Annotated in this window: 18 protein-coding genes; 3 read left to right on the plus strand and 15 right to left on the minus strand. The window is 43.4% G+C overall.

What is annotated here, in order from left to right; genetic code table 11:
• Positions 1-54: 54 nt before the first annotated feature.
• Positions 55-816, plus strand: coding sequence for a response regulator transcription factor (locus FIV04_RS24295; protein ID WP_152470967.1), 762 nt, complete (start codon positions 55-57; stop codon positions 814-816).
• Positions 817-820: 4 nt separating this feature from the next.
• Here the strand turns inward: FIV04_RS24295 and FIV04_RS24300 are convergent, their stop codons facing one another.
• From FIV04_RS24300 to FIV04_RS24340, 9 genes are all read right to left on the minus strand, one after another.
• Positions 821-1,732: a DMT family transporter gene (locus tag FIV04_RS24300; RefSeq protein WP_152470968.1), complete on the minus strand. Its 912-nt coding sequence runs from the start codon at positions 1,730-1,732 to the stop codon at positions 821-823.
• Between the two features lie 97 nt (positions 1,733-1,829).
• Positions 1,830-2,543, minus strand: a complete 714-nt coding sequence (locus FIV04_RS24305; RefSeq protein ID WP_152470969.1) for an AraC family transcriptional regulator — start codon at positions 2,541-2,543, stop codon at positions 1,830-1,832.
• 73 nt (positions 2,544-2,616) lie between these two features.
• Positions 2,617-3,501, minus strand: coding sequence for a hypothetical protein (locus FIV04_RS24310; RefSeq protein ID WP_152470970.1), 885 nt, complete (start codon positions 3,499-3,501; stop codon positions 2,617-2,619).
• Positions 3,502-3,503: 2 nt separating this feature from the next.
• Entirely contained in the window at positions 3,504-4,385 is an 882-nt protein-coding gene (locus FIV04_RS24315) for a metal ABC transporter permease (protein WP_152470971.1), read from the minus strand.
• Positions 4,386-4,394: 9 nt separating this feature from the next.
• On the minus strand, positions 4,395-5,123 hold the full coding sequence (locus FIV04_RS24320; RefSeq protein WP_152470972.1) for a metal ABC transporter ATP-binding protein: 729 nt from the start codon (positions 5,121-5,123) through the stop codon (positions 4,395-4,397).
• Positions 5,120-6,019 carry a zinc ABC transporter substrate-binding protein gene (locus FIV04_RS24325; RefSeq protein ID WP_152470973.1) on the minus strand — a complete coding sequence of 300 codons (900 nt, stop codon included), beginning with the start codon at positions 6,017-6,019 and terminating at the stop codon, positions 5,120-5,122. The genes FIV04_RS24320 and FIV04_RS24325 overlap by 4 nt, the downstream gene beginning before the upstream one ends.
• Before the next feature lie 13 nt (positions 6,020-6,032).
• A complete protein-coding gene (locus tag FIV04_RS24330; RefSeq protein WP_152470974.1) occupies positions 6,033-6,593 on the minus strand; it encodes a hypothetical protein in 561 nt (186 codons plus the stop codon).
• A 31-nt stretch (positions 6,594-6,624) separates the two neighbouring features.
• Positions 6,625-6,912, minus strand: a complete 288-nt coding sequence (locus tag FIV04_RS24335; RefSeq protein WP_152470975.1) for a hypothetical protein — start codon at positions 6,910-6,912, stop codon at positions 6,625-6,627.
• 68 nt (positions 6,913-6,980) lie between these two features.
• The gene (locus FIV04_RS24340) at positions 6,981-8,738 is read right to left on the minus strand and encodes a PepSY domain-containing protein (protein ID WP_172974325.1); all 1,758 of its coding nucleotides are present in this window, start codon (positions 8,736-8,738) and stop codon (positions 6,981-6,983) included.
• Positions 8,739-8,957: 219 nt separating this feature from the next.
• Here FIV04_RS24340 and FIV04_RS24345 point away from each other — a divergent pair, with 219 nt between their 5' ends.
• Both FIV04_RS24345 and FIV04_RS24350 read left to right on the plus strand, forming a co-directional pair.
• On the plus strand, positions 8,958-11,237 hold the full coding sequence (locus FIV04_RS24345) for a TonB-dependent receptor (protein WP_152470977.1): 2,280 nt from the start codon (positions 8,958-8,960) through the stop codon (positions 11,235-11,237).
• A gap of 120 nt (positions 11,238-11,357) precedes the next feature.
• A complete protein-coding gene (locus FIV04_RS24350; RefSeq protein WP_152470978.1) occupies positions 11,358-11,927 on the plus strand; it encodes a hypothetical protein in 570 nt (189 codons plus the stop codon).
• Positions 11,928-11,996: 69 nt separating this feature from the next.
• Here the strand turns inward: FIV04_RS24350 and FIV04_RS24355 are convergent, their stop codons facing one another.
• From FIV04_RS24355 to FIV04_RS24380, 6 genes are all read right to left on the minus strand, one after another.
• Complete coding sequence (locus tag FIV04_RS24355; protein WP_152470979.1) at positions 11,997-12,791, minus strand: CLCA_X family protein; 795 nt, start codon at positions 12,789-12,791, stop codon at positions 11,997-11,999.
• A gap of 204 nt (positions 12,792-12,995) precedes the next feature.
• Complete coding sequence (locus tag FIV04_RS24360) at positions 12,996-13,493, minus strand: hypothetical protein (RefSeq protein ID WP_152470980.1); 498 nt, start codon at positions 13,491-13,493, stop codon at positions 12,996-12,998.
• Between the two features lie 29 nt (positions 13,494-13,522).
• On the minus strand, positions 13,523-14,035 hold the full coding sequence (locus tag FIV04_RS24365; RefSeq protein WP_152470981.1) for an N-acetyltransferase: 513 nt from the start codon (positions 14,033-14,035) through the stop codon (positions 13,523-13,525).
• Positions 14,036-14,089: 54 nt separating this feature from the next.
• Positions 14,090-14,890 (minus strand): HNH endonuclease, encoded by an 801-nt coding sequence (locus FIV04_RS24370; RefSeq protein WP_152470982.1) that lies wholly within the window; start codon positions 14,888-14,890, stop codon positions 14,090-14,092.
• A gap of 243 nt (positions 14,891-15,133) precedes the next feature.
• Entirely contained in the window at positions 15,134-16,906 is a 1,773-nt protein-coding gene (locus tag FIV04_RS24375) for a solute:sodium symporter family transporter (protein WP_152470983.1), read from the minus strand.
• Positions 16,907-17,019: 113 nt separating this feature from the next.
• Positions 17,020-19,122, minus strand: a complete 2,103-nt coding sequence (locus FIV04_RS24380; RefSeq protein WP_152470984.1) for an alpha-galactosidase — start codon at positions 19,120-19,122, stop codon at positions 17,020-17,022.
• Positions 19,123-19,338: the final 216 nt, after the last annotated feature.

Consider the following 19,338-nt stretch of genomic DNA (forward strand, 5'->3'; position numbering starts at 1 on the left):
GACGACTTGATGATATACTTAAGTAAGAAGTGAATTGATTGATGGCGAGAAGTTATGTCCACTAGTGAAGAAAACCAATATAGCGCGGAACAAGCTCTGCGAGCACTTGGTATCTCCGGTTATTATTTTGCACCAATGGTTAATTTGGCTAACAATGGCAATGAGTTATCTAACGAACTTCTCGATAAAGTGAATTTAACCAATAGAGTTCGAACGAATCTGGATCTCAGCTTCATTCATTTTTCTGATCACAATGTCAAAAACTGTTTTACCGTATTCAAATCAAAGTTTGCCGAAAGTGATCCTGACTTTCTAGAGCTAGGAAAATTAAAGAAAACAATCACTTTTAAAGTATTCGATAGTGGCGAACCATTGTCTAAAAAGAGGAAACAATGGTTAGAAGTTATGTCACATCATGGGTACCAATCTAGAGGTGTATCGATATTTAATATAGAGTCATGTAAGCCATTACTTGGGGTGTTTGTCTTTTTTTCTGATAAGACGAGTATGGAGTTAGAGGCGACACTGAGCCGTGCGGAGCAGTTCCCTCGTCTTGTCTCTGACTTAGCCAATAATTTAATGAACCCGTTAAACAGCGACCACAATCCTTGGGTTGCTTTAAAAGCAATAAGTGGTAACTCACATTTAATATTGCAGCATTTGAGCGAAGGCATCGATACCGTTCAAATTGCCGAAATGATGCATATGTCAGAACGCGGTGTGAATTATCATATAGAGCGAATGAAAGCCTTACTGCAAGCAAAGAATCGAACTCACCTAGTCGCCAAAGCTCTGAGAGAAGGCTTTATAAGTTAATAGTTTATGATTTATTAGAATCATCTGACTGAAAAAACAAGCAAACCATTATTAAAGCGATTCCTAACCATCCAATCGGCGGAATGTGCTCTTCGAGTATTAAGACAGCGATGACCGCAGCAACAACAGGCTCGAATAGCGTTAAGATATTGGCGGTACTCGCATTGATGTGTCTTAATCCCACCCCAAACATGATGTAGCCAACGCCCATTGGAATCACAGCCATATAAATGAGCACCAGGCTATTGGTTTGAGATGCAAATAGGTTGTCTCCTGATGCCAGCAGGGTGGGTAGAAGTAAACACGCTCCCAGCCCAAAGATGGCACCCATAGCGGCCTGTGACTGAACCCCCTTATTAATAAGCTCTTTTGCCATTATGGAATATGTGGCGTAACTCAAGCCTGCGACGAGTCCTAGTAAGATTCCCCAAAGTTTAAGCTGCGGTTCAGAGTGACTGTGAGTGGTCTCAGCATTGACGAGAAGTACAATGCCAATAATACCTAGGACTAAGCTAAAAAGTTTACGAATATTTAAATGCTTATTTGTGCTAAATAGACACTCGAAAAGAAGGGTGAAAAGTGGGGCGGAGGCTATTGAGACCACGGTGCCAGTCGCAACACCAGCCATTCTCATCGAAGTATAAAAAGCCATTGGATAGATCATTAATGCAAGCGCACCAATTACTACCTCTTTTCTATGTTGCTTTAGCAACGAAGCATCTTTTTTCAAGGCCGTATTTGCTAACAAGGCCTGTATCATGCCACCTACGCCCATAGAGAAAGCACCAATAGCCAATGGGCTCGCCTCCGGAACCAAGGTAGCCGCTGCACCTGTTGTCCCCCAGAGGATTGAAGCCAGTAATATAAAAATAGACCCATGCTGATGGGGAGCTAACTGAAAGCGTGTTGTAATCATTTCTTAATCCGAACATCCATTTGATGCTGAAAGGATAAGCGATGAATAAAGGCTGTACTTTGCTGAAAAGACGAAATTGTATTTTAAAAAGACGCTTTTAATTGCGTGTGAACTGGCGTGGGGGTAGGCCGAAATGAAGAGAGAAGCGTCGGCTAAAAGCAGAAAGATCGTTGTAGCCGACTCTTTCAGCGACAATTTGAACGGGTAAGTCAGTATGGGTAAGAAGCGCTTTGGCTTTTTCCATTCTATGGTGAGTAACGTATTGTTGGACGCTCATACCGAGGTTGGTTTTGAATAGTACCTTAAATTGAGTCGGGCTCAGACAAGCCACTTTCGATAACTCGGCAATTGAAAGAGGGTTCGCTAAATTGTCAAAAATCTCACTCTGTGCAGCGCGGATGCGAGGATCAATTTTTGAAGTTATCGGTTGCTGCGTCAATAGCATAGTAAAGACATCGAGAATCGAAGACTCTATCGCTTTATCCACTTGGTGTTGTAACTGTTTTTCTACAAAGTAGATAAAGCTCAGTAGTGGCGTTGTGGTAGAAAACACGTGCACATCACTATCGAGAAGATGGTTTGGAAGTGCTGGCATGTCAGCAACAATAAATCGAGCGGCTTCATCGGCTTGAAAACCATGGGTAGTACCTGCAGGAATCACAACACACTCACCCACAGTCACTTTTCCAGAGAAATTATCCATCTGAATATTGATGTTGCCTTGAACTGGAAGCACAAGCTGGTGGTAATCATCATGCGAATGACTGTTTAGCTTCTTTGTGTAGGCTCGGATACTGAGAGTTGGAATCATTATTTTGTCGGATTGGTTCGCAATGCTCTCAGTATACGGCGAGAGGTGGTTTTAGTCTCCCTTCCACTAGGCTTTAACCTTTTTGCTTCGTCTTGAGTTGATTTACATTTTCTTGCCAACGCTGCGTGTATGAACCATCTCGTGATTTGGAAAAATCATCAACACTCCATACGAAGACATGTTTGGGAAGTGATTTGAAGGAAGAGTGGTTCGTCTTTCTATTGGATATCAATACCGTGGCAAACTCTTCATCTAGCATGTCGTTTTGTTCAACGATTGGAAGTAACGTTGAAGAAGCGAGATCTTTTAGCTCTGGCTTATCAATCACGGCTTGCATGAACTCTAAATCAAATAGAGCGGTCTCTAATTCAATCTGGCTTTGACGCAATGACTTGTGCATTTGGTCAAAGTTCTGATTTAACTGACGTTTAACCTTGTCTAATTCTTCGATTTGATGGTGCTCCATGACTAGCAATAGATCGCGATGGAGAATACCAAGCATGATTAAGCTGTTTGCTGGGCTTAGCCAAAAGTAACTGGTTGACTCTCCTCCCGATTGCAAAGTCGCGACTTTTTCGCCTTTGGGTAATAACGCTTGTGCGACATCAATAGGTATAACCGCAATATTTTGGTTTCTCAGGGCTGGGTACGCGTCTACACTTTTCCAAACAGACGATATTCCGATCACAGCATCTGCTATAGGGTAGGCTTCAGGTGGTTGTCGTTCCAACCAACCAGGAATACGTTTTATGTTGTACTTTGTAGGAGGTAACAGTGTCACTTCTATAGGTGTATTTTCTATCAACTCTTGAGTCATACTTGCAACAACGGGTACGACGGTAACCAGTTTCAAATGGCCAGGTTGTCCTGAGGAATCTGCGTGAGCAAAGCTAGAAACGAGCAGTAGCCCTGCATACATTAAAGATAAAAATTGAGTGACAAATCGAGTCGAAAGCATGTTTACGCAATCCTCTTTTGGGTTTGTCTATGAGCAAGGCTGACCAAGAACCATCCACAAGCAAATAGGGTAATTGCAGGGCCTGCTGAGATCGGCCATTGCAAGTACATTGGTATCAGCACACCAAAGACAGATGCGGTACTAGAAAATAGAACGGATAGAATCAGAAGCTGTTTTAGATTTTGCGCAACTAATCGCGCACTGGCTGCGGGAATCAAAAGTAGCGCTCCAACCAACACTGCCCCAATGATTTTCACGGATGCAACGGTAATCAAGGCGATTAAGATAACGAATGCGTAGTCATGAACTTTCACTTTAATACGTTGGCTGTGTGCAATTTCTGGCGACACGGCAACTAAGTAAGCATGGTTGCCGTAGAAATAACTCATAGCGGCTACCATGATGCAGATGCTCGCTAGCATGATTAAATCAGTATGGCTGGCGACTAAAATCGACCCAAACATAACTTGTTCTATCAAATGTGCATTTACCTTCTTTGCTACATAAAGAAGTAATGCTGCACCCGCCGCCAAAGCGAACGACAGAAATACGCCAATCAAGGCGTCGTATGGGATCGTTGAGCGTCCTTTCACCCACTGTAGTAACAGAGCGAATAAAATAGAGAAGCTAAAAAGGCTGATAAGAGGAGATGTCGCGGGCTCGCCGAGCAGAATACCAATACTGACTCCAGTTAAAACACTATGACCAACCGCCTCAGAAAGGAACGCGAGGCGCTTTACTACAACAAGAGTTCCAAGCAAACCGAGTAATGGGCCGATCATCATGCTGGCGAGCAGAGCGTTAATGAGAAATTCGTACTCAAACATCTCAGGCAATAAACCTTGTTCAACCAAGTGAGCAAAAAACTGATAGATAATGTCCATGCTATTGCCTTATGTGGTTGGAATGGGTTGTAACTTTGAAGGTTGCTGATACCTTTCAAAAAAGTCTTTGGCGCTAGATTGAACTTGCAAAGTCTTATCGATCCAATAGACGTTGTGACAGTGTTGCTGAACCACTTCCCAATCGTGTTCCACCATCAGAATAGTACCGCCAGCTTGTTGGAATTTAGACAGCAATGCCAAGCACTGCTCTTGACCTTGTTGATCCAGTCCTGTCATCGGCTCGTCTAGTATCAGTAGGCTTGGTTTTTTCAATAGAGCGATTCCTAACACCAATCTTTGACGTTCACCGCCCGAAAGGTCACCAAGTTTTCGATCTAATTTCTTACTCAATTCAAGCTCTTCTAGCGCTGACTGGATATATGGGCTCAGTGCTCGTTTGAACCATACTGGTCGAGTCGATAGGCTCATCAAAACATAATCACGAACGGAAATCGGTAGACTCGAGTCGAATGGTGATAACTGTGGCATGTAACCGATGTTATGTGATTCGGTATTTGGCCAGTGAATTGCGACTTGTCCCGAATGATGAGTTAACCCTAATATGGTTTTTAACAGTGTGCTTTTCCCACCACCATTAGGGCCCAAGATTGCGTGCCAGCCACCAGCTTCAAACTGAGTTTCAACATGCTCTAATATCGTTAGGGGCCCTTCTTGTAAACTGACTCTATTGAGTTTGACGCTTGGTCCAGCAATCATGTCTGGTATTAATTGGCTCATGACTTCGGACTTTCCTCAGCGTATTTTAGCGACTTTACTAATGTCTCGAGGTTGTGCTGCATGTCTATCTCGACAAGGTCTTTGCGGTAGTCCCCATAGGTCATATGAGAAAAGTGAAAGATGCGAGTACCGGTCTCGTTTTCGATGACATTGATGTATTGGTTCGCCATGTTCAATTCGGTAAACAGCACTTGTACATTGGCATTGCGGATTTTATTGATCGTATCTTGCAGTTGTGAAGCGCTCGGGGAGACGCCATGAGCCGGCTCAACCACCGCTGATACGGTCATACCAAACTCTTGCAAAAGGTAGCCGTATGCACCATGTGTACTTGCGATACGAATGTCGCTGATATTTAGTCTTGCTACCTCTTTTAATGCACTAGATTTCATTTTTCGAAGTGTCTTCGCGTACATCAAAGCATTGCGTTGGTAGTACTTTGCATTTGAAGGATCGAGTTTGGCGATCCCTTTAGCTATCGTATAAATCTGGCGGATTGCGGCATCAATGGAAACGAAAGTATGAGGGTTGTGAACTTGTCCGCCACGCTTGCTAATCAATGGAACGTCTGCATTCGCCTGAATGACGGTAAGGTCGGAAAGATTCAAGCTTTCTAAAACTTCAATGGCGAATTGGTCGTGTCCAATACCATTCACAACAATGGCGTCCATTGACTTTAAACGAGTTAAATCTGCCGGTGAAAGTTTGTAAGCATGCGGATTAAATCCAGCATCAATTAGAGGAGTGACTGTGGCTTTATCGCCAACAATGTTACTAACGTAGCTGTAGTAAGGGTGTAACGTGATCCCAATATTCAGTTTAGCGAAAGCCAAAGAAGAGAATGTTAAGGGCAACACTGCGATAAGAATAGCAGCAGGAATACGAAAGATAGACATTAAGAAACCTTCATTAATGGCTGTGTAAATGGTTGGGATTGATGGCGTTGCTATCGCGCCACAGCGTTATATTTTGGGATGAACATAGCTCGTCTACAGAAAGCGCATCAGCTATACGCCAGCCTGTTGAGGCACTGTTGTTTTCATCAAAGATCAAACGAATTTGGTAGTGTGTGTTGCTGATTTGGGTGTCACCGATAAAACAGTGATTAGCTTGAGCCCAACTAACATTTGGTAGGCTCGCAATCGCATTTTGAGCGAATGGCGCTATTTCAAGATCCGACAGTTCGGAAAGTGTCGGTACGCCCATGTCCAGTTCCATCATGATACTTATTTCATCTGCCGCGATTGATAGACTGGTTAAGTGCGCGTGTAAACCTTTAGGTATGATGACGTCCTGTTCTTTCTGAGCAGGATACAACCAAAACAATAAAGACGACGCGATAACAATGATAGAAACCGCGCACATTAGGACGACTCTATTTTCAACAACGCCATCAGCTGGCGGGATAACCTCAACGACCAAATCACCAGAAGGTGCTAGCTCGCCTTTACAGTCGATAGTTTGGTTCATTTTATGAGTTCCACTTAAATTTAGTTTCTAGCTAGAGGTTATTGCTAACTTCGTCGTTGGAGATCTCTAAAACGTGGCCAGGGCCTGCATCCATCAATATGAAATAATCACTCTCTGGTAGGGGGAACTGGTACATTGCTTGGTCATCGGTCGTTCCAGATGCGAGCACTTCATCTTCGTCAGAAAAGACTTCCATAATGACATTCGGTGCTTTAGCGCGATTGGAAAAGCTCGCCTCGCATATGACCACTTTGTTCTCGTCCGCTTGTTGTACGCTGCACGTGAGAATCGGGTAGTGCGCAAAACTTAATGAACTCATCAAAGTGCTGCACATTGCAATTAAAAGAAAAATGGTATTTCTTAACATGTTTAAAGCCTTCTCTACGCTTATTGGATATTGGTTGCTCGTTTGTCGAATGTCACTTGGCCGTCTGGCATCAGTGGCCAAGAAGTTTGATAAAACTCTCCGCTCCAGTCTTCGATGGTTAGCCATAGCTTAGGTTCTTCTGGCAGTGTTCTAGGGACGACAACATGAGCAGCCAAGTTGCCCGTCACACCATGAATAACAAAGCCAGGAGCTCGTAGAGTTCGCGGCTTTTTGAAATCCACATACATAAACTTAATGTTTGAAAAGTCGCCTTCCACAAAAGCGTTAACGTTAGTTTTTCGTCCTGGTGTTATTGGAGGTAAGTCTTTTTCTAAAAGGCCAAGCACGACTTGTAAGCTCACTTTCCACTCTCCAACGGTTTGTTGTTGGTAATGGTAACCGCCGCTGTTTGTGCCTTCTCTTTGAAGTTTGAAAGCAATACTGATCCCGATACACATGACCAAAACGAACAACCAGTTGAGGTACTTAAACCCGGACATTGGCCCACCCCAAGGGCGTATGACTAACCAAGTTCTCAATAGGCGTTTCTTGGTGTTGGACATTGAAGGTCTGATGACACGAGACACTTCTGAACGAGTACGTTTGTAGTAGATGATCGTCCCTGAGATAGAGAGTGCTGTCATTGCAAACCCGAAAATGAACCAAACGCTCTTAACTAGTAGATCGGCTAAACCAGACTCACCGAAAGTACCGTAGTGGAGTGGCTTCATGGCTCTATCGAATCGACGCCCAAAACTTGCGTCCTCCATTAATCTAGAACCGATGATTGCTCCAGTATAAGGGTGAACAAAATAAACACTGTCAACGGTGCTCGTCAGTAAATCGTCTTTCATTCCGCGAACGGAGTAAGCCATACCGTTATGTTCGGGTGGCCTCAGTAATATGACGGTGAAGTCTGGGTCATGTTTGTGTACGGCCTCAACAATTTCGGCAGACGACAATTTAGTAGGTGTGCTTGTACCTAGCTGTTTAATGTCTCTTCTGGACAGCCCCGGTTCGATGGGCAGAGCTTCTACTACAGGAGGTGCAAGCTTATAAAGAACTAATGGGTTGTGATAAAACCACCAACTGCCGGATACGCCAATAATGAGTACAAACCAAAGTGACCATAAGCCAATGAATTTGTGGAGGTCGGCGAGGAAGCGATGGAACTTAACCCCGCGATAACGAGGTAAAGTGAAAAAGTGACGCCAGAAGCGTCGATATGCAATAAGGCCAGTCACTAGCCCAATTAAACAAAGTACACCGAAGAAGTTAACGAACGCGCGACCAACCAGGGGCATGAAAAGGTTGGTATGTAGAATTCGAATAAAACTACCGACTGTTAAAAAGTCGGTCTCCCCTTTGAACTCACCCGAATAGGGGTCTATGTGTACAACGGTGAATCCACCACTTGTTGTGCTCTTTAATGCCGTCGCTGCAGTTTGTTCGCGATCAGCTGCTGTATAGAACGAGGAAATTCCGGACTCAGGAAATTGAGCTTGGAGTTTGTCGTAGACGGCACCAGGATTCATTCGTTCTGATGCTACAGTCGCTCTTTTTTCTGCATAAAGTAACCAATCGATCTCTTCATGAAAGACGGCAATGGTGCCACTTAGTAAGACGACGCAAAAGATGACGGATAGTTTCAGCCCAATAAAACTGTGTATTAAGAATGCAAGCCTACCTGCCGTGATCTTTTTGGCTTTTTTGTTTCTAAAAGTGCGCTCATTACTCTCATCAATCGAGCTTCCAGACGCTGACACATGCGTGTTCACACTGCTCTCCCTGCAATTATTTTTATTCTTAATGCTCTCTATAAGCTTTTCATTTTCAGCTAAACCTAACTAAATCAGAGCATTATATTCATTTATTGTTTTGGGTGATGATTATTTATAAAATTCATCACAAATGCAAATAATTGCTATTATTATTAGCATTATTGCTCTAACATCTTCGCCACATTCATAACAAGAATATAAATAAGGAGATGTGTTTTGAGGATTTCAGCAACCGCATTAGCAGTTTTAGCTGCGTTGTCTAGTGAGGCTGTTGCTCAGTCGGATAACACTGATATGGGTGAAGCAGAAGTGATCGTGGTAACAGGCCAGAAGATTGCTCGCTCAACACAAGAAACTAAGGAAAGTGTCGCAGTTGTAACCGATCAAGATATTGAAAGGTATGAATTGCAAGATTTGAATGACGTTTACGCGCTCTCTGCCAACGTTTATGACATGGGGGCGGGAGAGACGTTTGGTATACGTGGTGTATCGCAAAACTCTGCTTCTACTGGTGGTGGTACTGGAGAGATGGGTAGCCTTTACATCGATGGCGTTGCTTATACTGGTTATGCGAGTCGTTTTTTGGCAAAAGATCTTTGGGACATGGAGCAGATAGAGATCCTCCGTGGTCCACAGTCTACTAACGTGGGTCGAAATGCACTGATCGGTGCCGTGGTTGTTGAATCTAAAAAACCTGAGCTTGGTTACTATGATGCTGCGATGCGAATTGGTGCGGGCAACTATGGGCGTAAAGTGCTTGATGGCATGTTTAACGCGCCGATTAGTGATGACGTTGCCCTAAGAGTTACCGGTCAGTTTCATGAGTCTGATGGATTTATGAAAAATGCTGAGCTAGGTAATGACGACTTTGATGCTCGTGAAAACCACAATGTTCGCGCACAACTTTTGATTGAGCCAAGTGATGATTGGAGCCTGAATCTTATGGCTCAGTTCGCTAAGTCGGATCGTGGACAAGATATTTACTACGTTAACCCTGCTAATGGTTACCCACTTGATAGCCGTACTTCCTATGATGATGTAGTTGCACGAGAAAACTACGATGGTTTCACGGCAGCAATCGATTTTACTTATTATCTGACTGACCAATGGACTTTAAGCTCGATCACCTCTTATCTAGATGGTGATTACGTGCGAACGGATGACGCAGACAGAATCCCAGGTGTTACAGGAAATCAGGTGGATCGAACGGTAGAAGATAAAAATATCGCTCAAGAAATTCGCTTTAACTTTGATGGCCAAGATACCCGTGGTGTGGCCGGTGTTTACTTGACACAAGTTGACCAAAAGATATCAACTAACCGTTTGCAGTTAGTTGGTATTCACCCGTTGATTTCTGCTGGTCTAAACAACTTAGGTGCAGGCGCTTTAGAAGGTGCCATTCTTCCGCTTTACATGGAAAATGCACAGGTTGATGATCGCATCGCTTACGATAAGAGCGTTCAAAACGTGGCGTTTTTCACCGAATGGGATTACGACGTAACTTCAGCATGGACAGCTTCAACGGGTTTCCGTTACGACTATGAAAAGAGTGAAATTGCACCTGCTCAACAGTCACGTAATGTTGTTGGTGGATTAAACTTACCTGATGCTGCTGGCACTGGTGCTGCAATTGACGCTGCTGCAGGATTACCAGCTGGTACGGGTCAAACGATTCTATCGACGATCAATAACCAATTGAGTTCTTATGTCGGTTTCTCTGACCAACCTAAACAAGAAACGTCTTACCACGCACTATTGCCACAAGTCGGTTTGACCTACAACGTGAATCAAGACGCGTCAGTCAGTGCTTTCTACAAACGAGGCTATCGTTCTGGTGGTACAGATATCGATGCGACGGGCGTTTCTCGTAGCTTTGATCCAGAACACTTAGATAACTTTGAACTGGCAATCCGTACTGCGTGGCTGGGTGGAGATTTAATTTCTAATGCCAACATATACTATGGTGATTGGAAAGATCAGCAAGTGAATGTGTGTCCAGATGGTAACTCGATTAACTGCTATACCGAAAATGCCGGTTCATCAGAAATCTATGGTTTAGAGTTTGAAAACACCTATCTGTTTAATCAAGACTTAACACTATTCGCAAACCTAGGTTTTGCTAAAACTGAGTTTAAGGATTACGTAGGAGCGCAGGGCGACCTGTCAGGAAACCAATTCGCGTATAGCCCTGAATTTACTGGATCACTGGGTGCCAACTACTTCTTTACAGAGCGTATTTATTCAACGGTGAGTATGGATTACATCGATGAAATGTACAGTGACCAGGAGAACAACGAGTTTTACAAAACCGACGCTCGCACTGTTTATAACCTAACTGCAGGCTACCTAGGTGACAACTTTAAAGTTGATGCGTACGTGAAAAACCTAACGGATGAGTTTTATATTCAAGGCAATTACGCTGACTACTTAGGCAATCAAAATATTAGAGCGGGCGCACCAAGAGAGTTTGGTGCAAACCTAACAATATTTATGTAGTCAACTTTATAAAACAAACAGCTAAGGGCAGAGTTAATCTGCCCTTTTTGTTGTTATAGGTCTGATTTTTAAAGGTTTTAACCAATACCCATCCACCTTGAGTGATAAGGTATGTGCATTGTGTTACACGAGTTAGATAGTGGAGATTATCAATTAATGAAGGATCAAACTGAAAAGAAAATCGAAAAGTCATCAATGTCCTTTGATGCCAAACTCATGTTTGGATGCCAGTTAATTATGTTTCTGACTATGTTTTTAAAACCATTCGACACTGTGTTGCATTATGTGTATCTGGCGGCCTTTTTATTAGCGACTTTCATGCTTGTGTCAATATTTCAAAAATTGAAATCAGGTTGGTCTTGGCCGGGTTTATCAATAAAGAATGTCGTGTCTGCAGCTTTTAATGTGGCTGCTACATACTCTTTCTTTTCCTTCGCTGCGTATTCAATGTCTGATACAACACTCGATGTAAGTTTGTCTCCGGAAAATTGGGAAGTACTACTTAACGAAACATCACAAATGATTATTCAAACAGCGCTAAGTAACTCGAATACCGCAGTATGGTTTTTGATCGGGGCTGCAATATTCTGGGGTAACTTAATGAGAGACTTTAACTTCTTGGTGATGACGCAATACGAATTTGAACAACAATGTCGGCGTAAGCATTCAGATACGATAGTGTTTAAATAGCCAATAGTTGGATGCACTTATTTTTTGCAGAAGGCTTTCTATTTTGTTCTACGACACTAACGCCTTCTATTACAAACCACTCAAAGCTTCCCCTAGAGGTTTGAAGTAGGCTTGCAATGCGCTGTGAATCTTCATTCGATGTTCTAAATCAGGGTAGACTTTGATGTGTTCGGGTTTGGTTGTCCCAGCTACTAAGTAGCTGTTTTCAATTCCAGAGCACGACTCGACAACTGACTCAAATGCTCTCGCCATCATTTCCGTTGGTAGAGAGAAATAATGACTTCCCATCGCTTTATCGGCTAAAACACTTCGTGACACATAGTCGTGTCGATCTTGCTGGTCGTCAGTAAGCAGCGCCGCGTCAAATATCTTCAGTAATCTGTCATTCAATGGGTGTGGAAAATGCTCAGCGTTTTTCAGCCAACAATCGCTTGCAAAGATCGTTCGTTTTTGTGGCCCAGCTCTGTCACCAATATCAAACGCTTTCTCTGCAATGTAATGATCAAAGGCATGCCAAAACTCATGGGCTAAAGCGCCAGCTCCGGCATTTTTCGCGAGCGCGAGTTCTCTTTGATTTGGTGCGTAGTGGGCTTGAACGCCTTTTTGTCCGCCGCTGCCGAAAGCCAGATTTAAACTGCCTCGCAACCCAATGGCTTTTGGGGGGAGCGCCAATATATAAGCAAGGTCTGCAAATGAGTCGAAGATCAGATTAGCGGCCAAGTCTTTCTCTTCTTGGTTCACCCACTTACCAACACGAATACTGCCAATGCCAAAGGTATCTCGTATATCGATAAACGACACTTGTTCCCCATGACGATAGTCTGGGCCTTTACGAGTTTTGTATTTAAAGCTAGTTAAACGCAAGATTCACCTTGTGCGATGGGGAGTTATTTGGACTGGTTTTTAAAGCGCGTATTGTACATCAATTCATGTTGATGTGGTCGGGTATAAATCTCGCTGCGAATTTAGCGTCACAACTTCGTTTCGACTCTTGGAGTTTGGAAAAGAGCATGAAGTTGGACTCATTCCTAGCAAGCTTTTGGGCAGAAACACGTAAGCGTATGAGCTTCAAAGTACCCAATTTGGATTAGAAAAAGCATCTTGAAACTCTAAACGCTTGCTATGCTTTTCTTTGATACCGAGTAGGAACCTAATTAAATCATCTTCTGCAGTTTCTAGTTCTTTTATGCCTTCAGTTATTAAGCATGCCTCATCATCAAGCCATATTATGAAATTAGTAAAATCAACTAACAGATTTGATGAATGATAATGTATTGCTACAAGCTTACTGGTCACTTCAAAGAAATCGAGTAGACCTAATTCGTATCGTTTCAATAGTTTGATTACAACTAACTCAAATGCTTCATTCTCCAAATTGGCATTCAGACTACCTAATATTTTAAGCTGCTTTTCTTTAGAGCTTGTTAAACAAAGATCAAATAGAATTTCTTCTGGCTCATCGCTCGAAATGATCTGCTCATCAGCCCAATCTACTATTTGCTGAGCGTCAGTTATTGAACACAAGAGTTCGAACTCAATCACTTTAAAGACTAACTGGCTTGACATGGGAATTCCTCAAGAAACATGACACCGCGTTAAGCGTTGTGAATTCGTCTTGAACGCTTTGTCAGCATTTGGTATCGAGCAACATCAAACCCCAACATTTCTTGTCTGTCTACAAACTCGAACCCGCTACGTTCATAAAACGCTCTTAATCTCCCTCTGCCACCATGACAGTCGCAACGAACCCAAATACATCCACGTTCTTCAGCCAATAAACGGATTGCGGTCAATGTTTGCGAGCCAAAGCCTTTAGAGTTGAATGCATTGCCAATTGCAAACTTATGGAAAAACAGGGTTCCCTTTGTATCCGTGTCTGTCCAAAAATCATCGAAATCAAAACTAATAAATACACACCCTATAGTGTGCTGATCAGATTTCAACAGGTATAAATTTTCAATAGCATAGTTGCTTTTTAATGCTTTCACTGACACTTGTTGTTGAGTCCACAAGGGTAGCCCTCTCGCATTACAACGCTCTACCGTTTGAGCTAAGAAATTGGATGCAATATTCCAATGCTCATCTGTAGATGCTTTGACTAACTCCATTACTCCTCCTGAGATTGCTAAGCGTTGCGAATCACTTCACTGTTGAATTGTTTGTTAGGAATTTGAATCCAGCAATACTTTTAGTTCTTCGACCGACAGAGTCTGCTCTTTTTTCCTATGAACCATTGCGTGACAATTTGCACATAAAGGGACTAGATCTTTTTCTGGGTCTACTAACGTCGAAATACCTAATTGTGACACCGGAACTTTATGGTGGATATGAATGTAACCCTCGCCGATGCTGCCATAAACTTTGCCATAGTCGAAACCGCACGCGGAGCATATAGCCCCATGAATTGCTATTGCTTGGCGCCTTAATTTTGGATTTCTCTCATACGTAGTGACGTACTTCTTATTGAAGTTACCCTCATGAAATGACTCAAACATGTTTGATTGGTCACTACTTTCTTCCACTCCATACCTAGGCTTGGCAGTTTGCAAGTCGTCTTTAGAAAGGTGCCCTAATATCAGGTCATAGTTTTCTTTAGATATAGGCCTAACACCGTTTCGCCAATAATTTGATATCAGGTTAGAGGGAATACTTTCTAAATATTTACCGTCTATTTTGGCAAGGATTGGCTTAGAGAATGTTTCAAAACTATCGATAGTGCCAAAGTAGTCACTTTTAGTACTATTTCTATCGGGAAATACTTTGCCGATTGTTCCAATACCAAAATAGTGTGGTTCGTTTGACAATCTACTTACTTGATACCCTTTGTCTTTAATTCGTCCTTTGTAGTAAATGACTTGAGTTCCTGGCTCTAGATACTTTAAGTACCTCTTCGGAAAATGATACAAAACGCCTGTATCATCGTCCCACTGAGAAACATCATTTTCTACTATCACCGCGTACATAACTTTCCTCAAATTTCCTAACATTATTAATAACAAGCATGCTCGTTTGTCTGCTTATCCGACTTTTAACAAATTTACCATAAGTCACTAAAAATTATAGAAAATATATTTAGATGCGCATGCTATCTTCACATACAAACGCGCCGCCTATAGTCGAACACGCTCGCTAAGTTTTTTTTGAGCATATATAAAAAAGCAGAGCCGATAATGGGCTCTGCTTGTTTTCTATGGGTTGTAAGTTAGTTACTGTGCGTTCTGAGCATTAAGCTGCGCTGATTGAGCTTTCTTCTTTCTAATGCGGGCAAAGAGGCCGCCAAGAATAACGATGCCGCAAAGCGCGTAGGTCACCATGAATGACGTGTCACCTGCGACCAAACCTAGGTCAGAGAAGGTGATGTAAGCGCCAAGTACCATGTACAGAATCACTGCAGAGGCTTCAAAGCGGAACTCCCAAGGTTTAATGTCCATCGCTTCGTTGACTGGAAGCACGTAGTCTGTATCACGTGGACGAACTTTACCGATAGCAAACATAATGCCGCAACATAGCACGAACAATACTGCTAGCTGGTGGAAGAAGTGCAGTTCAGCCAATGGCTTAAGTGGACCTAAGTAGTCGTGCATCGAGGCTGGAGTAAACTGTACGATACCGTAAGCCGCAACAAATACTGCCAATGAAACTTTTGCCGCCACCGCTGGAACACGCTTAGTAATGTAACCCATAAACACGATAGTGAAGATTGGTACACTGAATAGGCCTGCCAAGCGTTGTAGTAAATCGAATAGGCCATTCGGCGCAAACATGATGAACGGGGCAATGCCCACAGATAGGATTGCAATGAACAGACCGAATGAACGACCTTTGTTGACTAACTGTTCATCAGAAAGCTTGCTCTCTTTATCAAAGATTGGCTTGTAGACGTTAAGTGTAAATAGTGTCGTTGACGAATTTAATACACCGTTGAAGGTCGATAGAATTGCGCCGAACATTGCCGCTAGGAAGAAGCCGACAAGCGGTTTAGGCAGTACTTCGTTAACTAAACGCGTGTACATAGTATCCGCTTCGTAGCTTTGACCTGTCGCGTCTACTGTGCCGAACATATGGTAAGCAATGATACCTGGGATGATTAGGAACAGAGGCGTCACAACTTTGATTGCACCGGCAAGGATTACACCCTTCTGGCCTTCTTTTAGGTTTTTAGCACCAAGCGCACGCTGGATGATGGCTTGGTCAGTTCCCCAGTAGTAAAGGTTAACGAGCAGTAGACCAGTGAACATAGTCGAGAACGGTACGTTAGGGTCGTCTTCGGCACCAACGGCTTGAAGCTTGTCTGTGGCGTTGGTCGTAATCACGTCTACACCTTCCATGAAACTGCCGTCACCAAGCACGATCAGACCAAAGACTGGAATCATCAGGCCGCCAACAATCAAACCTACACCGTTTAACGTATCTGCGATTACCACCGCTTTTAGACCACCATAGATAGCGTAGAAAAGACCTAGGAAACCGATAATTGATGCGATAAGTAGGATCGCTTGGAAACGACTAATTCCGAGCATGCTTTCGATGTCAAAAATACCACCGATAACCATTGCACCTGCATATAGCGTGTTTGGTAGAAGGTTGATGATGTAGCTCAATAGAAACAATACGGTTACGAACTGCTTTACTGATAAGTCATAGCGAGATTCTAAGAAATCAGGAATCGTTGTAATGCCTTGTTTGAGGTAACGCGGTACCAAAAAGAGTGCGATAATGATCAGTGTGATACCTGAAGCTACTTCATACCCCATTACAGACATATTGCCTTTAAAGGATAGGGCACTCATCCCAACAAAACTGGTCGCGGAAAGGTTAGTTAGAATGAGTGAGCTTGCGATAAGGCCACCGGTTAGGCTTCGACCTCCGAGGAAGAAACCGTCTTTGGAGTCATTTTTCTGATTCTTAACACGTGACCAGGTGTAAAACACCACCAAGCCCGTGAAGAAAAAGAATGACAGTAGGATTGTCATTGGCATAGCTTTGTCCTTAAATTATTGGAATTTTGAATGTAGTTATCCTGTCAGGCAGAGGCGTCGTGATGATTTTCACAACCGCCTTTGCCCGATGTTTTCTTATGACTGACGACGAATTAGATTTTTTTTAGGTGTACTATCAGTGCTGATTCGGGGTCGAGAATTGGCAACGTCACGCCGATCTCTTTCAGGTTATCGCCACTTAGTGTGAGCGTTTTATCTAGCCACTTAGGACGTTGCTTCATGAGTTGGAAACTGGTTTGAGGCATCTCCACCAACTTTACTTGATACTTGGCGTTGATATCCGCGCAGCTAATTCTCAACGGTGATGGCAGCGCATGATCTGGCATTGCTAATTGGCACACAGTGATCAACATTTCATCGTCACTCTCGACGCCGTAAATGTTCTGGTTCTTGTCTGCTGGATCGATACGGAAACTGCGGCCACCATGAAGAAGGTGACGGTACTCTTTATGAAGCGCGATATAGCGAGAAAATGCCTCTTTCTCTTCTTTTGATTCTTTCACCGGATCAAGCTCGACACCCATGTGACCACCCAATGCGGTAACACCACGCATGTTTATTCCATGGCGACGATTAGTCGAGTGACACTCTGCGGGGCCGATGTGCGCGCCCATCACTTCCGGTGGGAAGAAATAGCTCATGCCTTTTTGAATGGCTTGACGCTCTAACGCATCATTACAATCTGATGCCCAGAAACGTTGCGTGCGTTTAAGAATTTCGAAATCGATACGACCACCGCCCGAAGAGCAAGATTCAATTTCCACTTCTGGGTGTGCTCTGTTTAGCTCATCGACAAGGCGATATAGCGCTTGCGTTTGACCATGTACAGCTGGACGACCTTGATGGCCGGGCTGAACCAGTTCACGGTTCATGTCCCACTTCAAGTAAGTAATGTTGTAGCGTGTGAGTAGGTCATTTAGGCGCTCAAACAGATAGTTGAAGCAATCTTCATTTTGTAAGTCGAGAACATATTGCCAGCGACCAGAGGGCTGGTGGTAACCTTGTAGTCCCAGAACCCAATTAGGGTGGTTGCGATACAGGTTCGAATCTTGGCTTACCATCTCAGGTTCTACCCAAAGACCAAACTCCATCCCTTGTTGGTTCACATGATTGATCACCGGTTCTAAACCATTAGGGTATTTCTTTTCATCTAAATACCAATCACCTAAAGCTGCTCGTTCACCGTCACGACCAATGAACCAACCATCATCAATGATGAAGCGCTCTACACCCATTTCGGCCGCTTCTGTGGCCATTTGCATGATGTATTCAGGTTTGTGGTCGAAGTAAATGCCTTCCCATGTGTTTAGGTGTACAGGGCGAGGCTTGCTTACAGGGAACTTAACAATGTTATCGCGAACAAATTGTTGGAAGCGTTGAGAAATACCGTTCAAGCCAGTGTTGCTGTAACACCCATACAGCCATGGCGTTTGGTATTCAGCATGAGCTTCAAGAATCGATTCACCAGCCAGTAGCAGCTCACCAGCTTGAACAAAACGGCGACCGTCACTGCGTACATCGGCACGCATTTGGTGGTTACCACTCCAACCAAGGTGGAAACCCCATACTTGACCGAGCTGTTCACTGAAGCCGTTCGTGCCTACGAACAGGCCTGGGAAGTTTTCATGGGAAGTACGCCCGCGACGGTTTTCCTGCATGAAGCCGCCATGCTCAAAGCGTTGTCGCTGTGTTTGGAACTCGTGACACCAACGGCCGTGAAAAGTCATTAACTCGTTGGCGTGGTTTGGTAAAGGCAAAGTAGAAGAGAGCTTGCCAAGATAATATTTACTGTCGCCAAGGTTTTTAACGTTAATGCGCTTTTGAACGACATCGGTCTCGAAGTTCAATTTAAGCTCAACAGTAAGTTCAAGATTCGCAACATCATCAACCATACCAAATGTCACTTGGTTTTCTTCAACTCGAGTCGATACCAGTTTGAATACAGGTGCCCAATCGTAGCCGTCGCGATGGCCTTCAATGCCCGGCGCGTTAAAGTGACCGCTACCCAGTTCAGGACACAGAGACAAAGGAACATCGACATCTAAACGAGCTTGGGAAATCGGGCGCTCTGTTGAAAGCAATAGGTCTTCGTCTATCTGCGCAATTTTAGCGCCCCAATGAAGGATCTCTGGCACTCGGTCAGTTTTGATAATCAAGCTGTGATTTTTGCTTTGTAAATGGACAAACTCACTCATTATTTGCTCGCTCTGCTATTTGTTTGCGTGAACATATTTTCTGAAAGATATATTGCGCCTATCTATGGCTTTTAGAACTTAAATGCCGATTAAATGTGATCTTAAGCAGCTTTGGAATTGTCTAAATTGGGTCTAGATCGACTGTTTTCGGGAACAAAAATTAATGTTTTCGCAAACATTTTGAGAGGTGTGTGACGTTATTTTTGAAACCCATCT

The sequence above is a fragment of the Vibrio sp. THAF190c genome (assembly GCF_009363355.1).
Lineage (GTDB): Bacteria > Pseudomonadota > Gammaproteobacteria > Enterobacterales > Vibrionaceae > Vibrio > Vibrio fortis_A.